Below are 19521 nucleotides of genomic sequence, written 5' to 3'. Positions count from 1 at the left end.
AGGCAAAAAGGCGCCGCGGTTCCGGCGAAGCGCTCTTACTCGTTTTCCAGGACCGCTAACCGCGAGTCACGGAGGAGAACTTTCTTGACGATCGACGGGTTCTCCAGCAAGCGGTGTTTCGCGTGTGCGCCGCGGCCCCGGCCGCGTCCCTCTCGCTCGGACTGGATCACGTTGAGGAAGTTCTGTTCCTGGAGGATCTCCTGTACTCGTCGCTCCGAGAGGACGTCGAAGTCGAGTTGGCGAGCGACCTCCTTGTACTGATTGTAGATGATTTTCGTCGGAAATTCCTTCTCCGTGCTATTTTCGGTGAGTAGCGTCAGCGAGTAGAGGATCGCCTTCGCCTGCTGGGGCGACCCTTCGATCAACTCGTTGAACCGGTCGGCCTCCGTCTTTTCCTTTGCATCTCGGACGTGATCCGCAGTCACTCGAGTATCGTTTCGCTTCTTGGCGATCCGACCTGCGTTTCGGAGGATGTCGATCGCCTTCCGCGCGTCGCCGTGCTCCTGGGCCGCGAGCGCCGCGGTCAGCGGGATGACGTCGGCGGACAACACCCCGTCGTGGAACGCGTCGCGACGTTTTTCGAGAATTTCGACGAGCTGGTTCGCATCGTACGGAGAGAAGACCAGTTCGTCCCGCGACAGACTCGACTTGACGCGCTCGGAGAGATGATCCGGGAAATCGATCTTGTTCGAGATGCCGATGATACCGATGCTCGAGTCGGAGATACGGCGATTTTCGCCGGCCCGAGAGAGCTTTCGCAGAACCTCGTCGTCCTCGAGCATGTCGATCTCGTCGAGAATCACGATAGTGACGTCGGTGCAGTGATCGACGGCCTGCCAGAGGCGCTTGTAGTAGTCGCCCGTGCCCAGGCCGCGGTCGGGAACGGTGACGCCGCTCGTCTCGGACTCGTTGACGATCTGGGCGATCGTCTTGACGATCGACGCCTCCGTGTTCTGTTCGCCACAGTCGATGAAGGCGTACTTCACGGTGACGTCGTCGTGTTGGGCTTCGGTGATCACCCGCTGGGTGACCGACCGCGAGATGAGCGATTTACCGGTGCCGGTCTTGCCAAATATGAACAGATGGTTGGGCTCGCTCCCGAATATCGCCGGGTTCAGGGCGTCCGCAACCCGTTGCATCTGCTCGTCACGACCGACGATTCGATCCGGACCCGGAAGGTGCGTGATCTCGAGCAGACGCTCGTCGGCGAAGACCGGATCGTCGTACCGAAAGAGAGGATCTCGTTCGTCGTTGGCGGACATTGCGGTATCCAGGTCCTTCCAACCGGATTGAAATAAAGCTGTGGAGATCGATCGCGGATGTAAATACGCCGTCAGAGCGACTCGAGTTGTCGACGACGGCCACGTTGCAGTACGAATCGCTTTCCGGCACCCTCGCGCTTCTAAGGCCAGAGAAAGGCGCGTACAGGGACGGACACCCCCATCGCGGATGTAACGCCCGACCGAACCGGTCCAGAAACAGGGACCCTGCACCCGGTTCCGGAGGCCGACGCTCGTTTCCGATTCGGGGACAGTTTGCTCGGCAATCGTCGAAATCGGTTTCGCGAACCGATCGGACGTGCTGGGGAGTACTCAGTGGACGGGACACACACCCCCGTCGCGTTTGTAACGGTGAAAGCGGGGCAGCGGTAGAACGAATTCACCGGTTTTTGACGATTTCCGGCACAGAAGATGGTCTTTTTCATCCGCGATACTGGTGTGTTGCGTAACAGAACCCCCGCATGTGAGAGCGGTTACAAACGCGACGGGGGTGTGTCCGTGTCTCACTGATTCCGACCCAGTCGATCGGTGCCGAGACGTCGATCAATTCCTGGTTCGAGGGCTGACTCGTCCGATCTGAATCGACAGTAACGCTCACGACCACAGCCGTGTCCTGGTGATCCCTCGTCGTCACGCGCCGCTTCTCGTGTAGAATCAGTAACTGGACTCACGGGATCCAGTTGGACGGATAGGAAACGAACACGGTAACCCCGTACACGGAGTTCCACAGCAGGTCATATTTCTAGTCACAACGTATTCACGTCACTACGTATCACATTACACTCACACTATACACACACTACACTCAAACCACACTTACACTATACACACACTATATTCATACTACACCCAAACTACACTTACACTAGTTACTAGAACTGTATAAAGTTACTAGAACTGTACAACAACCTGTGAATGATGAACCGGTATCGTATATGAAAACCATCAACGAGATATTGTGTATGATTCCCAGTCTAGCACAAACTCGTGAAAAGATACCAACTGGTGAGAGACCGACGTGAGAACACAGTTGCGGCAGGTACTCGCAGTGCGAGTACGATCGAGAGACGGACGAACGAAGAGCGAAACGCTCGAGCGGTGGTCGTCGGACGAACGCGCTCTTTTTTGCGTTTCCGTCTATATCTTCGAGTAGTACATGAGCGCGTCTGTCACCACGGGGTCTCATCGAACGGTCAGCACGGCTCTCGTAACCGAAACCGAACCGCAGTCGGGCATTCACCGTTCGGGCCCGTCGGATCGAGTCCACGACCGCGATGACTGACGAGTCGTCCCCGTCCGACGAAACGGCTCGAACGCCACCCGCCGTCGCAGTCGTGGACGCGCAGTCTCCTGGTAACGTCGGGACCATCGCCCGCGCGATGAAGAATTTCGGATTCGAGGACCTCCTGCTCGTCGATCCTCCGAAAATCGATCCGGACGGCGAAGCCTACGGGTTTGCAGGCCACGCCCGAGAAGATGTCCTTCCCGACGCGACGGAGCTTAGCTTCGACGACCTGGTCGACTCCTATCACACGATCGGGTGTACGGCGGTGACGAACGAGGACGACAACAGTCACGTTCGATTTCCGTACACGACGCCGGCGGATCTGGCCGGTCGGCTCCCGACCGTTGCGGGGCCCACCGCGCTGGTCTTCGGTCGCGAACGCGTCGGGCTAACGAACGACGAACTCGCTCAGATCGACGAAATCTGTTCGATTCCAGCGAACGCCGAGTACCCCGTCCTGAACCTCGGCCAGGCAGCCACCATTACGCTCTACGAACTCCGCAGACTCGCTCTCGGCGACGACACTCAGTTACCGGACCTCGAGCGTGTCCGCGCACCGGAGCAAACTCTCGACCGGCTCTACGACCAGTGGGCCGCGCTGCTCGAGGAGATCAACCATCCCGACGAAAAACGGGCGAAGACGATGCGAATGGTGCGTCGGGTATTCGGCAGGGCCGATCCGACCGAACGCGAGGCGAATACCTTGCTGGGTCTCCTCCGACGAGCAACCGAACGTCCCGAAGAGAAGTGAGTGCCGTCGAATCGCGTCCCTCGAGCGAAGACTGGTGAATCAGCGACGATGGACACCGAGGTGAACCGACACCGGTTATTGAAGAGTGTGAATAACAAGCACACTCGACAACTGGGACGCGACGATGCGACCGCCGGGGATACCCGGCAACCGCTCCTCCGATTACGGGTGAGGCGGTGATGGGGTCCGTCTATCGGGATTTCGGCCGCGAAGCCTCCCGTTCGCTGTCGGCTCCGTCCGGCTGGGACTCGTACCGGCCGGGCGCGCTGACGGTGCCGACCCAACCGCAGTCGCTGCAGGCGAGCAGCCCCTGACCGTCGATCAGCAATCCGCCACAGTCCGGGCAGGTATTCGGCGTGGTCGACCCCCGTGAACCGTCGGCTTCGACCGTGGCGAGCGGCGTCGGTATCTCGCCGGTTCGAAGCGTCGCGATGGCATCGTCCGTCGTGTACGTCTCGTCAGTCGCCTCGGTGGAGTGAGGGAACACGCCGATCAGTTCCTCGTCGGCGTACAACTCGAGACACAGCAGCGGCGTGACGAGGCGCTCCCTCGTGGTGTCGGTCACCTGTGACGTCGTCGTCCGCTCGCGAAACGGCGGGCGAACCGTCACGCCGCGCTCGTCGGCCCACTGCCGGAACCGCTCGTAGTTGTCGAGAACCTCCTGGTAGGGACTTTCGTCAGAGAGCGTCACTTCCTTCGGCCAGCTTCGAATGAGTAGCTCGTCGATCGCGCCTTCGGACTCACAGGCCTGGAGCGTCTCGATTTGCTCGTCGACCGGCTCGAGCAGCAGCGGTGCCCGCACGTGACAGACCGCTGTAAGCGCCGCTGTTTCGGTAGTTGGCGTCTCAGTCATTGGTCACGTGATCGGGCAATGCGTGTACGAATAAATGTTTTCAACGGCGCAGATATTGGGACCCTCTCACCCCAGCAGAGCGTCCGAAGCCGCTGCCGGCACGCTCCGGCGCTGACTCGAGCCGTGTCGGGAGCACTGATCCGCTACCCGGACGCGGTCAGCTTCGCTTCTGAATCTCCTCGCGAAGGAGTTCGCTCACGAGGTCGCCGTCTGCCTTCCCGCGGAGGGCACCCATACACTCGCCCATCAACCCGGAAAAGGCCTGCATCCCCTCCGATTCGACCTGCGCTTCGTTTCGTTCGACGACCTCGACGACGGCGTCTCGGACTTCGTCCTCGCCCGCCGAACCGAGGCCGGCGGCCTCGGCGGCCGCTTCGGCCGAACGGGTCGGATCGTTCGCCAGTGCTCGAAGCAGGTCCGGCACACCCTCTCGCGCGAGGTCGCCGCTGTCGGCCATCCCGAAGACCTCCTCGAGGTGGTCGCGGGAGAGCCTTTCGACGGGGACGTCGTCCCGTCGAAGTTCGGTGAGCGTCGACTCGAGAGTCGTCGCAGCCAGCGTCGGATCGATACCGTCGGCGACGACGTCTTCGAACAGGGGCATGTACTCGCCGTACGCGACCTGCTCGGCGAGTCCCGCACCGAGGTCGTACTCGTCCTGATAGCGCTCGACCTTCTCGGTCAGCAACTCCGGTTCGCGAACCTCGCTCGGATCCGGCTCGACGGGCTGGACGTCCGTCTCCGGGTACATTCGCGCCGCACCTGGAAGCGGCCGCAGGTAGCGAGTCGTGCCGTCGTCGTTCGCGCCCCGGGTTTCCTCCGGAACGCCCTGGAGCGCGGTCCCTGCGCGGGCTGCGACGGCGTCGATCGCCGTTTTCGCGACGTCGGTCTCGGCGGCAACGATGGCGACGGCGTCGTTCTCGGTGGCCCCCACGGCGTCTCGCAACGCGGCCACCTCGTCGTCGGTCACTCCGTACGCCGGCAGTTCGTCGGTGTGGAAGATTCCGCCCGCGCCGTGGCGTTTCGCGTGGTCCGAGAACTCGGTCCCGAGCCGTCGGTCGGGTGCGATCTCGCGGCCGACGAGTCCGTCGAAGCCGGCGAGGCGAACCGCCATCACGGAGCCGCCCGACCCGAGTGCGCCACCGATGACCCCGCTCTCAGTGTCGGAGAAGACGTCGGACACGTCCACGATCTCGTCGACCGACGCATCGCGGTCTTCGAGTTCGTCCCGGATATCGACGAGTTCGACCTGCCGAGCGACCTCGTTTCGGACGATGTCGTCGATGTCGTCGAGGCTCTGGACGCCCTTGATCTCGACGCGGGCACCCTCCGCGATGGAGACGTTGACGTCCTGGCGGATCGTCCCGAGACCGCGCTTGACTTTGCCCGTGGACCGAAGCAACATGCCGATTCGTTCGGCCGCTTCGAGGGCTTGTTCCGGCGTCGAGATGTCGGGGCCCGTGCCGATCTCGACCAGCGGGATTCCCAGCCGGTCGAGACTGTAGCGGACGCCGGCATCGGTTTCTTCGACGCGCTGGGCGCTTTCTTCCTCGAGCAGCAGATCCTCGATTCCGATCGGGCCGTCGCTGGTCTCGATCTCGCCATCCGTCGCGATCAGAGTCGATCGCTGGAACCCCGACGTGTTCGACCCGTCGACGACGATCTTGCGCATGACGTGGGCCTGATCGACCGGGCGCATGTCCATGAGTTGAGCGACCTCGAGCGTGGTCTCGAGGGCTTCGGCGTCGAGTTCGTGGGGCGGCTCGTCGTCCTCCTCGACGAGACAGGTCGTGTCGTAGGCGAGGTACTCGAACTCGCGCTCGACCATGCTCTCCTCGACGGCGGCGTCGTCGAGTTCGCCGAGTTCGCTTCGGGTGGGATGGAGGTATCGCGAAAACGAACGCGTCGACTCCTCGGGTTCGCGGAGGGTCGTCGGACACTGGCAGAACAGTTTCGTCGCCGTATCGAGTTGCTGGTGGATCTCCAGCCCGGCGACGAGTCCGAGGTCCTCGTAATCGTGTTCCGTCATTGCCGGTGACTCGGTGGCGGAGGGGTAAAAAACCGTCCAGTCCGGCCCACGGGACGCAGGCCGGGCGATCGCACCGCCGGACGCCGTCGGTTCGACCGGCGAGGATGATCGGCCGCCGATCCGTCCCGCCGTCATCGCGCCCGTTAGATTCGTCCGCATCGCCGTCGGTTTCGTTCCCCCGGGCTGACGCCGTCGACGTCAGACCCGTGGCCGTGACCTCCCCGACGACGCCGAAATCAAAACCGTCACGGTCAAACAGGAACTCACCGGCAAGTGGTACGCTATCCTCGGCGTCGAAACCCCTGACGACCCGCCTGCGAAGCCCGAGAATCCCGAGCGGTGCGTTGGTATCGACGTGGGGATTCTCTCGTACGCCCACGATACGGACGGGATTGCCGTCGAATCCCTCGACCTGTCCGACGAACGCGAGCGGTTGGAACGCGCACAGCGTGACCTCTCGCGGAAACAGCACGGGTCCGCGAATTGGGAGGAACAGCGGAAGGTCGTGGCTGAGCGTCACGCCGACCTCAAGCGAAAGCGTCGTGACTTCCTTCACAAATTCTCGAACTACTACGCGAGAGAGTACGGCTTTGTGGCGGTCGAAGACCTCGACACGAAGGGGGTAGTCGAACTGCCGGGCAACTCTCGGAATCGAGCAGGCGCGGCGTGGGGGACGTTCCTGCGGATGCTCGAATACAAGTGCGAGCGCGAAGGAACGCATTTCGTCGCGGTGAACCCGAGAGGGACGACAAAAGAGTGTGCGTCCTGTGGTGTTTCGACGGACAAGCCGCTGTGGGTCCGCGAACACTCGTGCCCGTCGTGTGGGTTCGAGGCGGACAGGGACGCGAACGCGGCGTGGAACATTCTTTCTCGCGGTATCAGGAAGCGGTTAGGAACGGGACGCTCCGAATCAGCGCCTGTGGAGACTGCGCTCCCTGTGTCCTCGGTTGTGGATGCAAAGCACGTCGTTGAAACAGGAAGCCCTCCCCTCAAGCGCGAGCCGTCAGGCGAGCGGTAGGGTGGGGTAGTTCACTGGTTGGGCCACCGTCGCCCGTCAGTCGGACGACGGATCGGTCGACGCAGACGGCTGTGTCCGGTCGCGGTCCGCGAACGCGTCCGTGACAGCCGTGAGAACGGTCTCGGGCGACGATTCGATCGCCCGCTCTCGGCACGCGCCGTAGCGAGTCCGGGCCGCCGTCCCCGCGAAATTCCGTTCGGAAAGCGGCCGCGTCTCGACCACTACCAGCGCGTCGGTCTCCTCGAGCGCGTCGAGAATCGTCTGATTGCCGGCACCGAGGACGAGGTCCGCAAGCACCGTGACATCCGCTTTGCGAACGGAACGCGCCGCGGCCGTCCGGTCCTCCGAGGAGAGTCGGGTGAACGGTTCCGTTTCGATCGCCTCGATCTCGAGCGAGCGCGCGGTTTCGGCCGCGGCGTCGCCGCTCGAGACCGGACCGAGAGTCACCTCGGGACCCGCCGCCTCGAGGCGGGCAACGACGCCGGCCGCAGCGGAACCCGACCCCAGTACGTGGACGCGATTCGGCAGCGCCTCGGTCTCCCGTGGGTCCGCCAGCGCGGTCACCGTTTCGCCACCGGTCACCGGATTCGGCGTGACCACCGCGTTGGCATCGAAGGAGTCGGCGAGCGTTTCGCTGGTCAAAACGGTCGACGGCGCACCGTCCCGGCAGATCGACCCGTCCGCGAGCAGCACGAGCCGATCGCAGTAGCGCGCGGCCAGATCCAGGTCGTGAATCGCCGCCACGACCGTTCGTCCGTCGTCGACCAGTTCCCGGACCAACTCGAGCGTTTCCACCTGATGGCTGATATCGAGACTGGCCGTCGGCTCGTCGAGCAACAGCGCGGGGGTCTCCTGTGCCATCGCGCGCGCGAGGACCACCCGCTGGCGCTGTCCACCGCTGATCTCGTCGATCGGTCGGTCGGCGAACGCGGCCGTCCGGGTTCGCTCCAGCGCGCGTTCGACCGCCGCTCGATCCACGTCCGTCGGCGGCGAGAATCGCGAGCGGTGGGGATGTCGTCCCATTTCGACGACGTCGCGCACGGGGAACGAAAACGACAGCGACGTGTCCTGCGGGACGACGGAGACGAGCCGGCTCGAGGCTTGCGACGATACCTCGTGGACGTCAACACCATCGATCGTCACCCGTCCCGAATCGGGCTCGATCGCCCCGCTGATCGCCCGCAGCAGGGTCGTCTTCCCCGCGCCGTTGGGGCCGACGAGACCGACGAACGTTCCCGGTTCGACCGTCAGTGAGACGTTCTCGAGGACGGGGAGGTCGCCGAACGACCGCGTGCAGTCGTCGATCGAAATCGTCGCCGGCTCGGGGTCCCCGCGGGAGGTGACCGGCTCGTTCACTCGACGACGCAGTCTCAGTCTCATACCGAGTGCACCTCCTGGCGGGTGAGCAAGAACAGGAAAAACGGCGCTCCCAGCGCCGCGGTGACGATACCGACGGGGACTTCGGTCGGCCCGACCGGCCACCGCGCGAGCGTGTCGGTCACGACCAGAAACGACGCGCCCGCGAGGGCGCTGGTCGGGAACAGGATGCGGTGGTCCGGGCCGACGATCAGTCGCATGATGTGCGGGACGACGAGTCCGACGAACCCGATAACGCCGGTGACGGCGACTCCGGCGGCGGTGACCACACTCGCCAGCGCGAGCAAGAACAGCTTCGTCCGTTCGACGTCGACGCCGAGGTGGTGTGCGTCCTCCTCGCCGAGCAAGAGCACGTTGAGTTCGCGAGCGTAGGCACCCAGAACGAGGACCCCGAGAAGCGTTACCGGGAGGGCGAACGCGACGTCGCTCCAGCCGCGGTCTCGTAAGCTCCCCATCAGCCAGACGATGGCCTCGTTGATGCCATCACCGCTGTGAATGAGCATAAACGAGATCACCGAACCGAGAAACGCCTGCACTGCGACCCCGGCGAGTAACAACGTGGCAACCGGTGTCCGTCCGCCCTCCGTCGCGATCGCGTAGACGACTACTGCAGCGGTAAGCGCACCGCCGAACGCGGCGAGGTGGACGCTGCCGAACGGCACCAGCCCGGGGAACGCGATCGCCGCTACCGCACCGGTCGCGCCACCGGTCGAAACCCCGATTATCGACGGATCGGCGAGCGGATTCCGAAAGAATCCCTGCATTACCGTCCCGGCGGCGGCGAGCGCGAACCCGACCGTCGCCGCGAGCGCGATCCGCGGTAATCGCATTTGCGTGACGATGAACTGATATGTTCCCGGTACCTCGAACGAGAAAACGGACGCGTACTCGAGACCGGGCAGCGGAACGGACCAGCCGAGAACGGGAAGGGTACCGGTTCCGATCTCGAGGCCCGACGGGACGGCGACTGCGTTCAGGATTGCCATGGCGACCGTGAGTGGCGCGATACGGACCGGTCCGAGCGCGGCGCTTCCCAGGACGACGGCGACGAGCAGGGCTGTGAGCCCCGCCGACCACACCGCTGTCCGTACCGGTCGCTCCATACTCCCCAACCTCGGTTGCAGTAGTCAAATATTTGTTGAAGTAGGTTCACTGCGCAGACGATGCGACAGCAATTGACGGTTTTGATCGCCGCCTTACTGACAGTCTCCGCTATCGCCCCCGTCGCGGTCGCCGCAGGCGCCGCACCGGTGCCGGCTGTACAGGAGGCGAACGCGCAGGGGGAGGCGAACGTGCAGGGGGAATCGAACGCGCAGTGTGAGTATCCACAGACGGTGACCGACGCGCGGGGCGAGGAGATCACACTCGAGAGCGAACCCGAGTCGGTGGTGACGCTGTATCCGGGCGACGCACAACTCGCCTACTCGATCGGTGCCGAAGACAAGGTCGTGGGAATGCCCGTCAGTCAGTACACGGAGTCGCTCGATGCCGGTGATCGGACGGACATCACCGCCGACGACGGCGTCACCCCGGTCGCAGAAAAGATCGTCGGGGACGATCCGGACGTCGTCCTCGCGGCAAACATCGCCACCTACAACCAGGACCTCCTCGAGACGCTCGAGGACAGGGGCATACCCGTCGTCGTCCTCGAAACGGCGAATTCGATCGACGGCGTCCGCGAGAACGTCCGCGTGACTGGTGCCGTGACGGGCCACTGTGCGGGCGCCGAGGAGACGATCTCGTGGATGGACGAACGACTCGAAATCTACGAGACCGCACTGGAGGGGGCGAACGAGCCACTCGCGTACTACGCCAGCGGCGAGGACGGCGCGACCTCCGGGTCGGAGACGTTTCAACACGACGTACTGACCGCGGCCGGGTTCACGAACCTGGCCGCCGAAGTCGGCGAGACGGGATGGGTGCAACTCAACTCCGAAGTGGTCGTCGACGAGGATCCGACGTGGATCGTCTACCCCGACCGGACTGATTCGCCACCGATACCGGGTGGGCTCGAGGAGACGACCGCCGTTCAGGAGGACAACGTCGTCGCCGTCGACGACAACGCGATGAGCCAGCCCGGGCCGAACGTCGTCTACGCGATCGAAACGCTGATCGAGCAGGTCCACCCCGAGGTGTACGCCGAGATCGAAGGCGACCTCGAGTCGGTCGACGAGTCGTACAGCGACCACGGAAACGCGACGGATTCGGGACCGAACGAGGACGATATCGAGGAGAACGATGGCGGCGCGATGCCCGGATTCGGGGCTTCAGCCGCTCTCGCGGCGCTGCTGGCGGCCGTGAGTTTCGTCGCCGCGCGACGATAACTCGCTCCCGAGCGAATTACGGTTCCGTTTTCGTCGTTCGAAGCGCCGTCTCGCTTTGAAAAGCGTTTACTCGCCTGACCACTCAGAAATGCGCATGGTCGAGAACGTCATCTGGCCCGCCTATCTCGATGCCGCTATCTCGCGGGCCGAGGGACGACGGGTGTCCCTGGATCTTGCAGTCGAGGAACCGACGGTCGACGAGATCGCGAAAGCGGTTCAGCAGATCGGGTACGATGCCACGATCGAGCGCGACAAGGCCTACTCTCGGGAACCGTGGGCCCGTCGCGGCCGAGTAGTCGTTCGCGGCGCAGACGACTCGTCGAAAAACGACCTCGTCCAGGCCGTCGCGGCGTACGTCGTCGCGATGCGCGAGTGAGATGCGCAGAGTCGGCGCGGTCGTCCGCACTGCACAGGGGCTCGCCGTCCTGCGAGCGGACGCCCCCGACGGAGGCGGAGCGAGCCACGACGGCGACGAACACCGCGACGAGATCGGGACGATAGTCCTCGACGACTCCCTCGAGGAGGTCGGACGCGTCGTCGACGTGTTCGGCCCCGTCTCGAGACCCTACCTGGCCGTGACGCCGGACGACGACGTGCACCTACCGTCGCTCGTCGGGTCGACGCTGTACGCGCGATAGCACGACCCCGTTTTCGGACGAGTCCGGACGAACGGGTGTTGTCAGCGGACACGTCGCGCGAGCGCGGAGTGGAAAAGTCAATACGAGCGGAGTGCCAACGCCGCATCATGAACGACCGGACGCGGGTTGTCGCCGCCGTGGGGCTTACCGCACTGTTGTTCCTCGGCGTTCAAGTCGGTGCGCTGGCACTGATCGAGCCGTTCGACGAATCGGGTCGGCAAGCCGTCGAGAACCCCGAAAATCCGACGAACAGCATCCTCTACTTCGGGGTCATGCTCGCAGCGACCGGTCTCATGCTCGCGGCGTTCAAGTTCGACCTCGAGTGGCTCATCAAGCTGTTGCTCGTCGGGGTGAGCGTGATGATCTCGTGGTACGTCTTCGCGGAACTCGTCCCGCCGGCGGTTTCACCGTTCGTTTCGGACGGTATCGCGGACGGCCTCGCCATCGCCGCTGCGCTCGGCGTTGGTGGGGCGCTCCTGTGGTATCCCGAGTGGTACGTCATCGACAGCGCGGGGGTCGTGATGGGGGCGGGCGCTGCGGCCCTGTTCGGAATTAGCTTCGGGATTCTTCCAACGCTGCTGTTGCTCACGGTACTGGCCGTCTACGACGCCATCAGCGTCTACGGAACCGAACACATGCTGGATCTCGCCGAGGGCGTGATGGACCTCAAAATTCCCGTCGTCCTCGTCGTCCCGACGACGCTCTCGTACTCCTACCTCGCAGCCGGCAGCGCCGACGACGTCCTCGAGAGCGACGGCGGCGACGCCGTCACGGACGACCGAGTCGCGACAGACGCGGACGCTGTCGGCAGCGCCGGCGACGCCGACGCCCCGGACGCGCTCGACGACGACCCGGGCGAGACCGCCGGCGACGGCTCCGACGCGGACACCGACGCGACCGTCGAAGACGCCCCGGACGCGCTCGAGCGTGACGCCCTGTTCATCGGCCTCGGCGACGCGGTTATTCCGACGGTTCTCGTCGCCAGCGCGGCTTCGTTTCTCGACCTCCCCACGGCCGCAGTCCCCGGCATCACGGCGAACGTGCCGGCGTTCGGTGCGATGATCGGAACTATCTGCGGATTGCTCGTTCTCATGCACATGGTCCTCAAAGGGCGCCCACACGCTGGATTACCGCTGCTCAACGGCGGTGCCATCGGTGGCTATCTGCTCGGCGCGCTCGCGAGCGGGCTTTCGATAGCCACTGCGCTCGGACTGTAAGTGGTCGACGCGCTCCGCCGAGACGGTTTGCTCGAGGACACCAGTGATCGCCGCCGTCCCGGTCCGAGTACGGTTTCCCGTCTCCCGTCTCCTCACGTCTCACCGGTGTCCGTCCCGATCGACGATATCGACGGAGATACCGTCGTACTGTTCGAGACCCCGGGTGAGGGTATCGATCCTGCCCTGTTCCGACTCTCCCGACAAGAGGTCGGCGACCGGATACACGGCCGCGACGACGACGTGGTCGTCCTCGTGGTCGCGTCGGGTGAGGTCGATCCGAACGCGAACGTCGTACTCGCCCCGGAGCGTCGCGGTTCCCTCGTACGCCTGGAACGAAAACCGTTGACCGAGCGCCTGGAGCGCTCGGCCGCCGAGTGCCCTGTCTACTTCGATCCCCGCGTAGTGGTTCTGGGCCCGCTCGGCGAGGTCCCTCGTCGAGCGGTCGCCGACGGGGTCGTACTCCGCTCCGTCCACGGTGGCCTGCGGGTGCGAGGTCACGCAGAACACGCCCGCCTTCAGGGCCCCCGCTCCGAACCGCTCGGCGGGCAGTTCGATACCCCGATCGTAGACGCTGGTATAGCTCGTCACCTCGACCGCCTGGTCGCCGACCCGGGCTTCGTCGATCAGCTCTCTGGTTCCCCGATACTCGTAGCCGGTCTCCCCCGCCGCCTCCTCGGAGACGCGCGCCGGCGTCGCAATAAAGGCCGGGCTATCGTCGGCGACGCTGCTGAGACAGCCGACCATCGTACCGACAGCGCCGGTCGCGAGCGCACCGACGAACAGCCGTCGATTCATGTCAGTCACTCCGACCAGACTCGAGGAAATAAGCGCCGCGGTGGTCTTCACTCCCTGATGACCGTTTCGACCGCTGTCCCGTTCGTCGCTACAACTGAGTCAGCGGTACGTCCCGAACCTCGAACCGCGCGCCGCCGTCGCTTCCCGCCGTCGCCGCGACCGACCAGCCGTGAGCGTCGACGACGTGCTGAACGATCGCGAGGCCCAGACCGGACCCACCGTCTGCGCGGCCGTCCGGCGAAGAACGGTTCTCGTCGGCCGACTCACTGCCCTCGGAACTCGCTGCCGTCGCGGTGCGGTTCACGGTGTTCCCCGAACCGACCTCCGACGAGTAGCCCGATTCGAATACGCGGTCGCGTTTCGCTTACGGGAATCCCCGGCCCGTCGTCCTCGACGTAGAACCCGTCGAATTCGGTCGTCGCTCCCCGCCCGCCGTCAGTAAACGCCCGATCGATCCCGGGTCACCCGAGCGGGCGGATTTCACGTCGCTCGCGGACTGGCGCTCGAGCGCTCCGACCTCGATGCGCACGTCGTCGCCCGCGTGTTCGACCGCGTTCCGAAACAGGTTCTCGAAGAGGTGACTCAGGAGCCTCGAGTCGGCACGGATCGCGACCTCGTCCGCCACGGAGACCGTTGCCGATTTCGTGTGGACGTGACCCCACGCGGTTTCGACGGCCGTCGACAGCGGAATCAATTCGGTCTCCTCGACCGCGTCGGCCGTGACGAGCACCAGCGCATCCTCGATGATCGACTCCATTCGCTCGAGCGAAGGGCGAAGCGAACTGCGATCCTCGCTCGAGCGATCGAGGTCGACATCGTCGTTCGACTCGAGCGTTTCTGCTCGTGCCAGCGCCACCGACAGCGGGTTTCGGAGGTCGTGGGACAGTAGCTTCGCGAAGCGCTCCATCTGGGCGGCCTGTTCGCGCGTTCGTTGCTCGAGCAGTCGACGATCGGTGATATCCACGTGCATAACGAGGACGAACCGCTCGCCGTCGTGTTCGTACGGTGTCGCCTGCATCACGAACCAGCGGTCTCGCTCCGGCGTGTGGCAGGGGTACTCGAGCGAGAACTCGTCGCGGTCACCGGTCGCAACGGCACGGATACCTCGTGCCGTCGCCGCCGCATCGTCGTCGTCGCTCGCATCGCAGACCGCGAGGTAGTTGCTTCCGACGCCGGCCGCGTTTTCGGGAGGCCCTGTGCGATTCCGAACGAATCCCACGAGCGATTCGTGTAAACGATCGTCCCGGTCCCGTCGAGGATCGCCACGTGTGCGGGCAGCGCGTCGAACCCGGCAGTGACGAACGATCCGGCAGTGTTCATTGGTGGCTCGAGGGTCGCCACCTACTTGAGCGGGTCGGCCAACGAGATCGTCACGATCGGTGACCGGATACGCCCTATTCGCCAGACGGGAGCCGGTAGGTCGGCCCGTCGTCCGTATCCTGGACTTCGATCCCGAGCGCCTCGAGTTCGTCGCGCAATTCGTCGGCGCGTTCGTAGTTGCCGGCGTCTCGCTCTCGAGTGCGTACCTCGAGGACCAGGTCGACCACATCGCCGGCGAGTCCTGCAGCACCGGTCGTATCGCCGGTAAAGGAGAGGCCGAGAACGCCGCCCAGTTCGTCGAGCGTCTCGACGGCCCGCCGGAGGCCGCGGTAGTCGTAGCCCTCCGCTCCGTTCGCATCCGCGGTCCGCTCGAGGTGGCGATTGACAGCGGTGACGACCGACAGCAGTGCGGACTGGGCCTCTCGTGTATTGAAGTCGTCGTTCATGGCGTCGGCGAACGCCTCACGCGCGCTCGAAATCTCGTCGCGGAGGGTCCCGTCCTCGATCTTCGATTTCGCATCGGGCGAGTCGAGCGCGTCGACGGCCGCCTCGTACCCGCGCTCGAGGCGGTCCCAGCGCTCTACGGCCTCGGCGATCGTCTCGTCGGAGTAGAGCTGTTTGCTATTGTACGAACCGGCGGTCAGGAACGTTCGCATCACGTTCGTCCCCCAGCGGTCGACCGCCTCGTCGACGGTGACGAAGTTGCCCAGACTCGAGGACATCTTCTCGTCGTCCATCTGGAAGAGTTCGCAGTGGAGCCAGTATTTCGCGAACTCCTGGCCCGTGGCCGCTTCCGACTGAGCGATCTCGTTTTCGTGGTGGGGAAAGACCAGATCACGACCGCCGACGTGAACGTCGAGCGTCTCCCCGAGGTGGGTCATGCTCATCGCCGAGCACTCGATGTGCCAGCCAGGTCGACCCTCGCCCCACGGCGAATCCCAGGTCAGCCCCGTCGGCGGCTCACCTCCGTGGTCGACGCCCTCGTGGCGGTGTTCCGCGACGGCTTCGGGATCGACGCCGTCGGCCTTCCAGAGCGCGAAGTCCGCCGGATTGCGCTTTTCCGAGCGTTCGTCGGGATCGCCCTGGGATTCGATCTCGTCGAGTTCCTGGTTCGAGAGGGCGCCGTAGTCGTCGAAGCAGGTGACGTCGAAGTAGACTGACCCGTTCGATTCGTACGCGTAGCCCTTCTCGACCAGGGTTTCGACCAGATCGATGATCTCGGGAATGTGCTCCGAAACCCGAGGATAGACCTCCGCCCTGAGGAGGTTCAGCGAGCGCATGTCGTCGATCGTCCGCTGGATGTAGGTCTCCGCGACCTCGGATTCGTTCTCGCCCAGATCGTCCTCGCCGGTCCGAGCGACGATCTTCTCGTTGACGTCCGTGAAGTTCTCGACGTGACGAACGTCGTAGCCGAGATGCTCGAGCCACCGGTGCATGACGTCGACGTGGACCCACGACCGGGCGTGGCCCAGGTGAGGCGGGTCGGAGACCGTCAGGCCACAGTAGTAGAGGAGAACGTTCTCGGGGTCCCGTGGCTCGAACGGCTCTTTCTCGCCCGTCAACGTGTTCGTCACGTGCAGGGTCATACCGCTTACTTCCCTCGGACGACAGTTAAAGCGTGTGATGACGCCCGAACGCGGTGTTTGACTCGATCGAAGCGGTGGCCCGTTCGAATTTCGTAATCGCTACTCGAGACGTGTCCCGACACGCTCGAGCGCGCCCTCGACTGCCCGCAGCGCGTTCGCACCCTCCCGTCGTCCGACCACGACGATCAGCGTCTCGTGTGACACGGCGGCCGCGTCCGGCGAGATCCCCTCCTGCGACAGGCGTTCGAGCGCAGCCGCGAGCCCAGCGGGATCGACGTCGCCAGAGGCCAGAATTGCGGTTCGGTCGCCGTCGACGGGACCGAAGGTGTTGTCGCCGACGGCGACGAGCGTGTCCTCGCTCGAACGTTCCGTCCCGGGTCCGTTCTCCGCTCCCTCGAGCGGCCCGATCCCGCTTTCCATCCGGACGCGAACGTCCCGCGACTCGGTTTCGTACGCGGGCAATTCGTCCGCGTACCGACGGAGCGCCGTGGCGATCGCATCGGTTTCGCCGTCGACGTCGAGATAGCGGGCAGCGGCGGTATAGTTGACGACGCCGGCCCGCAGGGCGGTCAGGAGGAACGGACGTCGGTCGACCGCCAGGCGCGTCTCGGCTGCCAGTGACATGTCCTGGACGGCGTCTCCAGTCGACATAAATTCGCCGTCATCGAATTCGCCTCGTGGCCCGCAGAATCACGCTACCCCGGCCTCACGAATCGACTCGACGGGATACCCCGGGTTCGGAGCGCTACGTGAACCGGTTCGACCGATACTATAAACTCCCGGAGACCCTCCGTCCGTCCATGAGCGAGTCCGACCAGGAGCGATCCACCGAAGATGCCGTCCGCGAAGACGTGTCGTTGTTCCTCCGCCGGAACTTCCCCCAGATCGAGATGCACGGCGGTGACTCCTCGATCACCGAGATCGATCTCGAGGAGCGCCGCGTTTCGATCAACCTCAGCGGGGCGTGCAGCGGCTGTGGGATCAGCCCGATGACGACCCACGCGATTCAACGGCGGTTGCCGACCGAGATCGACGCGATCGACCACGTGTCGGTCAGCACCGGACTCGACGGACTGGCCGATCAGGGGTCTTCGGGCCGCGACGTGCCGCCGGATACTCCGTTCTGAGCGAGCGATCGGGTCGGCGTCGGCCGTGAAACCGCTGCCGCGACCGCGGCGCTTTTGCATCGAGCGACGAACCCTCCAGTATGAAGCCGACCGCCGTCGAGGAACTCATCGAATCGAATCTCGAGGACGCCCAGGCGACCGTCACGCACGCACGCGACGAACACGACGAAGACCACCTCGCCGCGACGGTCGTCTCGCCCGCATTCGAGGGCCTGCCGCTGGTGCAACAACATCAGAAAGTCTACGACAGCCTCGGCGAACACATGACGACCGACATCCACGCCCTGGAACTCTCGACGTACACGCCCGCGGAGTACGACGACCTCGAGGCAGAGGGGTAACCTGGACCGAAGGGACGGTTCCGACCCCCGCGATGAGAGCGACCGTTACGTTTCGGGCCATTCATCGGCCGAGAGCGGTTCCCCGTCGAGGAAGGCGTCGATCCCGGCGTGTGCATCGTCGGTCGTACAGAGGGCGGCGAATCGCTCGTTCGAGTACTCGAGCGCGTCGTCGTAGTCCAGTTCGACCATCTCGTAGAACGCTCGCTTTCCCATCTGTACCGCCGTGGGGCTCTTCGACGCCATCGTTTCCGCAAGCTCCATCGCCGCTTCCAGGTGGTCGCCCTCGGGGACCACGCGATTGATCAAGCCCCACTCGAGAGCCGTCTCCGCGTCGATCAGTTCGCCGGTCAGAATGAGTTCGAGACAGCGCTTTCTGTTGAGCGCGTTCATCAGCGGCACCGCAGGCCCCATGCAGAAGAGGCCGACTTTGGGAGCCGTGGCCCCGAACTGCGTTCCCTCGGCGGCCACTGCGAGATCGCAGGCCGCGACCAGACCGATCCCGTTGGCGGCCGCGTGGCCGTGGGCCGCGGCCACCACGGGCGTCCGCATCTCGGTCAGCGTGTGGAACGGTTCTTCCATCCGGGTCACCCACCCCTCGTACTCCGATTTGTCCTCGTGGTCGCCGTGTTCCGAGAGATCGATCCCGGCTGAGAACGTCTCGCCCGCCCCGTCGACCACGATCGCCCGCGTGTCGGAGTCCGCGTCGAGTTTGTGAAGGGCCGCATCGAGATCCCGTGCGAGCCCGGTACTGAACGTGTTCATCGCCTCGGGACGAGACAGCGTGATCCGGCCGACGTGACCGTCGTGACTGATTTCGACGTTCTCCCACTGATCCGTCTCTGACGCATCTGAAGCCATGTGTGAGAACTGTTGATCAGAGACCGTGATAAATTCCTTCGTCACTCGGTTGACTGCTCGCCACGAGCGCACACATCCTGCAGCCCTCCCGACGGCCCTCGCTGCGGAGGGTCGCTCCCGACACCGAGGGATGCTATTCGAGGTCGGAGGATGCCGGCCAGTCGTTCGGACGACGGTGCATCGGTCGTGGACCGTTCGTCCCTCCCGCCGATTCGAATCGGCGGAACCGTAGCTTTATCCATCGGTGCTGACACATTTGAAATATGGAATCGCTCCACCCCCGCATCAGATTGCTCTGGATCGCCCGGGGCGCTCTCGTCGCTGCTCTCCTCGGTGTCGGCCTCGCCGCGGTCGACACGTGGCTCGTCACCGTTCCCACGTCCGTCCTGGTAGTGGTCGTTCTCCTCGGGATCGCCCTCGGCGCCGTCTACGCCGTCCGGCTCTACCGGATCTGGCGGTTCGAGTTACAGGACGACGCCCTCTACCTCGAGCGAGGCGTCGTCACCTTCGTCGAAACCGCGGTCCCGTTCGTCCGCGTCCAACACGTCGACACCCAGTTCGGCCCGATCGAACGGGTGCTGGGACTCTCGAGCGTCGTCGTCTACACGGCCGGTTCCCGGAACGCAGACGTCCGAATACCGGGCTTGACCCCGTCTCGATCCCGAAAGCTGCAGGATACGCTTCGCGAACTGGCCGTCGAGAGCGGGGGAGAGGACGCCGTTTGA

The 19521-nt window shown here is 64.5% G+C and carries 17 protein-coding genes and 2 pseudogenes; 9 read left to right on the top strand and 10 right to left on the bottom strand.

All coding sequences use genetic code 11. The annotated features are described in order from the left end of the window. Nucleotides 1-35: 35 nt before the first annotated feature. Nucleotides 36-1262, bottom strand: coding sequence for a Cdc6/Cdc18 family protein (locus NJT13_RS00980; protein WP_254523636.1), 1227 nt, complete (start codon nt 1260-1262; stop codon nt 36-38). A gap of 1292 nt (nt 1263-2554) precedes the next feature. On the opposite strand from NJT13_RS00980, the gene NJT13_RS00975 reads away from it, so the two are divergent. Continuing rightward, a complete protein-coding gene (locus NJT13_RS00975; protein ID WP_254523635.1) occupies nt 2555-3316 on the top strand; it encodes an RNA methyltransferase in 762 nt (253 codons plus the stop codon). Between the two features lie 190 nt (nt 3317-3506). On the opposite strand, the gene NJT13_RS00970 is transcribed toward NJT13_RS00975, so the two are convergent. Both NJT13_RS00970 and gatE read right to left on the bottom strand, forming a co-directional pair. Then, nucleotides 3507-4169: an HTH domain-containing protein gene (locus tag NJT13_RS00970; RefSeq protein ID WP_254523634.1), complete on the bottom strand. Its 663-nt coding sequence runs from the start codon at nt 4167-4169 to the stop codon at nt 3507-3509. A gap of 157 nt (nt 4170-4326) precedes the next feature. Beyond that, nucleotides 4327-6195 (bottom strand): Glu-tRNA(Gln) amidotransferase subunit GatE, encoded by a 1869-nt coding sequence (gatE, locus tag NJT13_RS00965; RefSeq protein WP_254523633.1) that lies wholly within the window; start codon nt 6193-6195, stop codon nt 4327-4329. Nucleotides 6196-6406: 211 nt separating this feature from the next. Here gatE and NJT13_RS00960 point away from each other — a divergent pair. Beyond that, a pseudogene (locus tag NJT13_RS00960) lies at nt 6407-7213 on the top strand (RNA-guided endonuclease InsQ/TnpB family protein); the annotation flags it as partial. Between the two features lie 36 nt (nt 7214-7249). Here the strand turns inward: NJT13_RS00960 and NJT13_RS00955 are convergent. Both NJT13_RS00955 and btuC read right to left on the bottom strand, forming a co-directional pair. Beyond that, nucleotides 7250-8593, bottom strand: coding sequence for an ATP-binding cassette domain-containing protein (locus NJT13_RS00955; RefSeq protein ID WP_254523632.1), 1344 nt, complete (start codon nt 8591-8593; stop codon nt 7250-7252). Then, complete coding sequence (gene btuC / locus NJT13_RS00950; RefSeq protein ID WP_254523631.1) at nt 8590-9693, bottom strand: vitamin B12 ABC transporter permease BtuC; 1104 nt, start codon at nt 9691-9693, stop codon at nt 8590-8592. Before btuC ends, NJT13_RS00955 begins: the two co-directional genes overlap by 4 nt. A 60-nt stretch (nt 9694-9753) precedes the next feature. Between btuC and NJT13_RS00945 the strand changes: the two genes are divergently transcribed. From NJT13_RS00945 to NJT13_RS00930, 4 genes are all read left to right on the top strand, one after another. Beyond that, entirely contained in the window at nt 9754-10914 is a 1161-nt protein-coding gene (locus tag NJT13_RS00945) for a PGF-CTERM-anchored ABC transporter substrate-binding protein (RefSeq protein ID WP_254523630.1), read from the top strand. 94 nt (nt 10915-11008) lie between these two features. Beyond that, complete coding sequence (srp19, locus tag NJT13_RS00940; RefSeq protein ID WP_254523629.1) at nt 11009-11290, top strand: signal recognition particle subunit SRP19; 282 nt, start codon at nt 11009-11011, stop codon at nt 11288-11290. Between the two features lies 1 nt (nt 11291). Further along, entirely contained in the window at nt 11292-11552 is a 261-nt protein-coding gene (locus tag NJT13_RS00935) for an H/ACA ribonucleoprotein complex subunit GAR1 (protein ID WP_254523628.1), read from the top strand. Nucleotides 11553-11659: 107 nt separating this feature from the next. Beyond that, nucleotides 11660-12769: a presenilin family intramembrane aspartyl protease PSH gene (locus tag NJT13_RS00930; RefSeq protein ID WP_254523627.1), complete on the top strand. Its 1110-nt coding sequence runs from the start codon at nt 11660-11662 to the stop codon at nt 12767-12769. Between the two features lie 99 nt (nt 12770-12868). Here the strand turns inward: NJT13_RS00930 and NJT13_RS00925 are convergent, their stop codons facing one another. The 4 genes and pseudogenes from NJT13_RS00925 to NJT13_RS00905 form a co-directional block, all read right to left on the bottom strand. After that, complete coding sequence (locus tag NJT13_RS00925; protein ID WP_254523626.1) at nt 12869-13564, bottom strand: DUF6517 family protein; 696 nt, start codon at nt 13562-13564, stop codon at nt 12869-12871. A gap of 88 nt (nt 13565-13652) precedes the next feature. Further along, nucleotides 13653-14884, bottom strand: a pseudogene (locus NJT13_RS00915) (sensor histidine kinase). A 74-nt stretch (nt 14885-14958) separates the two neighbouring features. Beyond that, nucleotides 14959-16470, bottom strand: coding sequence for a cysteine--tRNA ligase (cysS, locus tag NJT13_RS00910; protein ID WP_254523623.1), 1512 nt, complete (start codon nt 16468-16470; stop codon nt 14959-14961). Between the two features lie 99 nt (nt 16471-16569). Next, nucleotides 16570-17094 carry a DUF7523 family protein gene (locus tag NJT13_RS00905; RefSeq protein ID WP_254523622.1) on the bottom strand — a complete coding sequence of 175 codons (525 nt, stop codon included), beginning with the start codon at nt 17092-17094 and terminating at the stop codon, nt 16570-16572. 176 nt (nt 17095-17270) lie between these two features. Between NJT13_RS00905 and NJT13_RS00900 the strand changes: the two genes are divergently transcribed. After that, nucleotides 17271-17597 carry a NifU family protein gene (locus tag NJT13_RS00900; RefSeq protein WP_254523621.1) on the top strand — a complete coding sequence of 109 codons (327 nt, stop codon included), beginning with the start codon at nt 17271-17273 and terminating at the stop codon, nt 17595-17597. 80 nt (nt 17598-17677) lie between these two features. Next, nucleotides 17678-17938 carry a BolA family protein gene (locus NJT13_RS00895; protein WP_254523620.1) on the top strand — a complete coding sequence of 87 codons (261 nt, stop codon included), beginning with the start codon at nt 17678-17680 and terminating at the stop codon, nt 17936-17938. A gap of 45 nt (nt 17939-17983) precedes the next feature. Here the strand turns inward: NJT13_RS00895 and NJT13_RS00890 are convergent, their stop codons facing one another. After that, the gene (locus tag NJT13_RS00890) at nt 17984-18796 is read right to left on the bottom strand and encodes an enoyl-CoA hydratase/isomerase family protein (RefSeq protein ID WP_254523619.1); all 813 of its coding nucleotides are present in this window, start codon (nt 18794-18796) and stop codon (nt 17984-17986) included. A 263-nt stretch (nt 18797-19059) separates the two neighbouring features. On the opposite strand from NJT13_RS00890, the gene NJT13_RS00885 reads away from it, so the two are divergent. Beyond that, entirely contained in the window at nt 19060-19521 is a 462-nt protein-coding gene (locus tag NJT13_RS00885) for a PH domain-containing protein (protein WP_254523618.1), read from the top strand.

Origin of the sequence: Natrinema caseinilyticum (genome assembly GCF_024227435.1) — an archaeon.
Taxonomy (GTDB): Archaea; Halobacteriota; Halobacteria; order Halobacteriales; family Natrialbaceae; genus Natrinema; species Natrinema caseinilyticum.
Note: the sequence above shows the minus strand (reverse complement) of the source record. Positions and strands in the feature narration are given on the sequence as shown.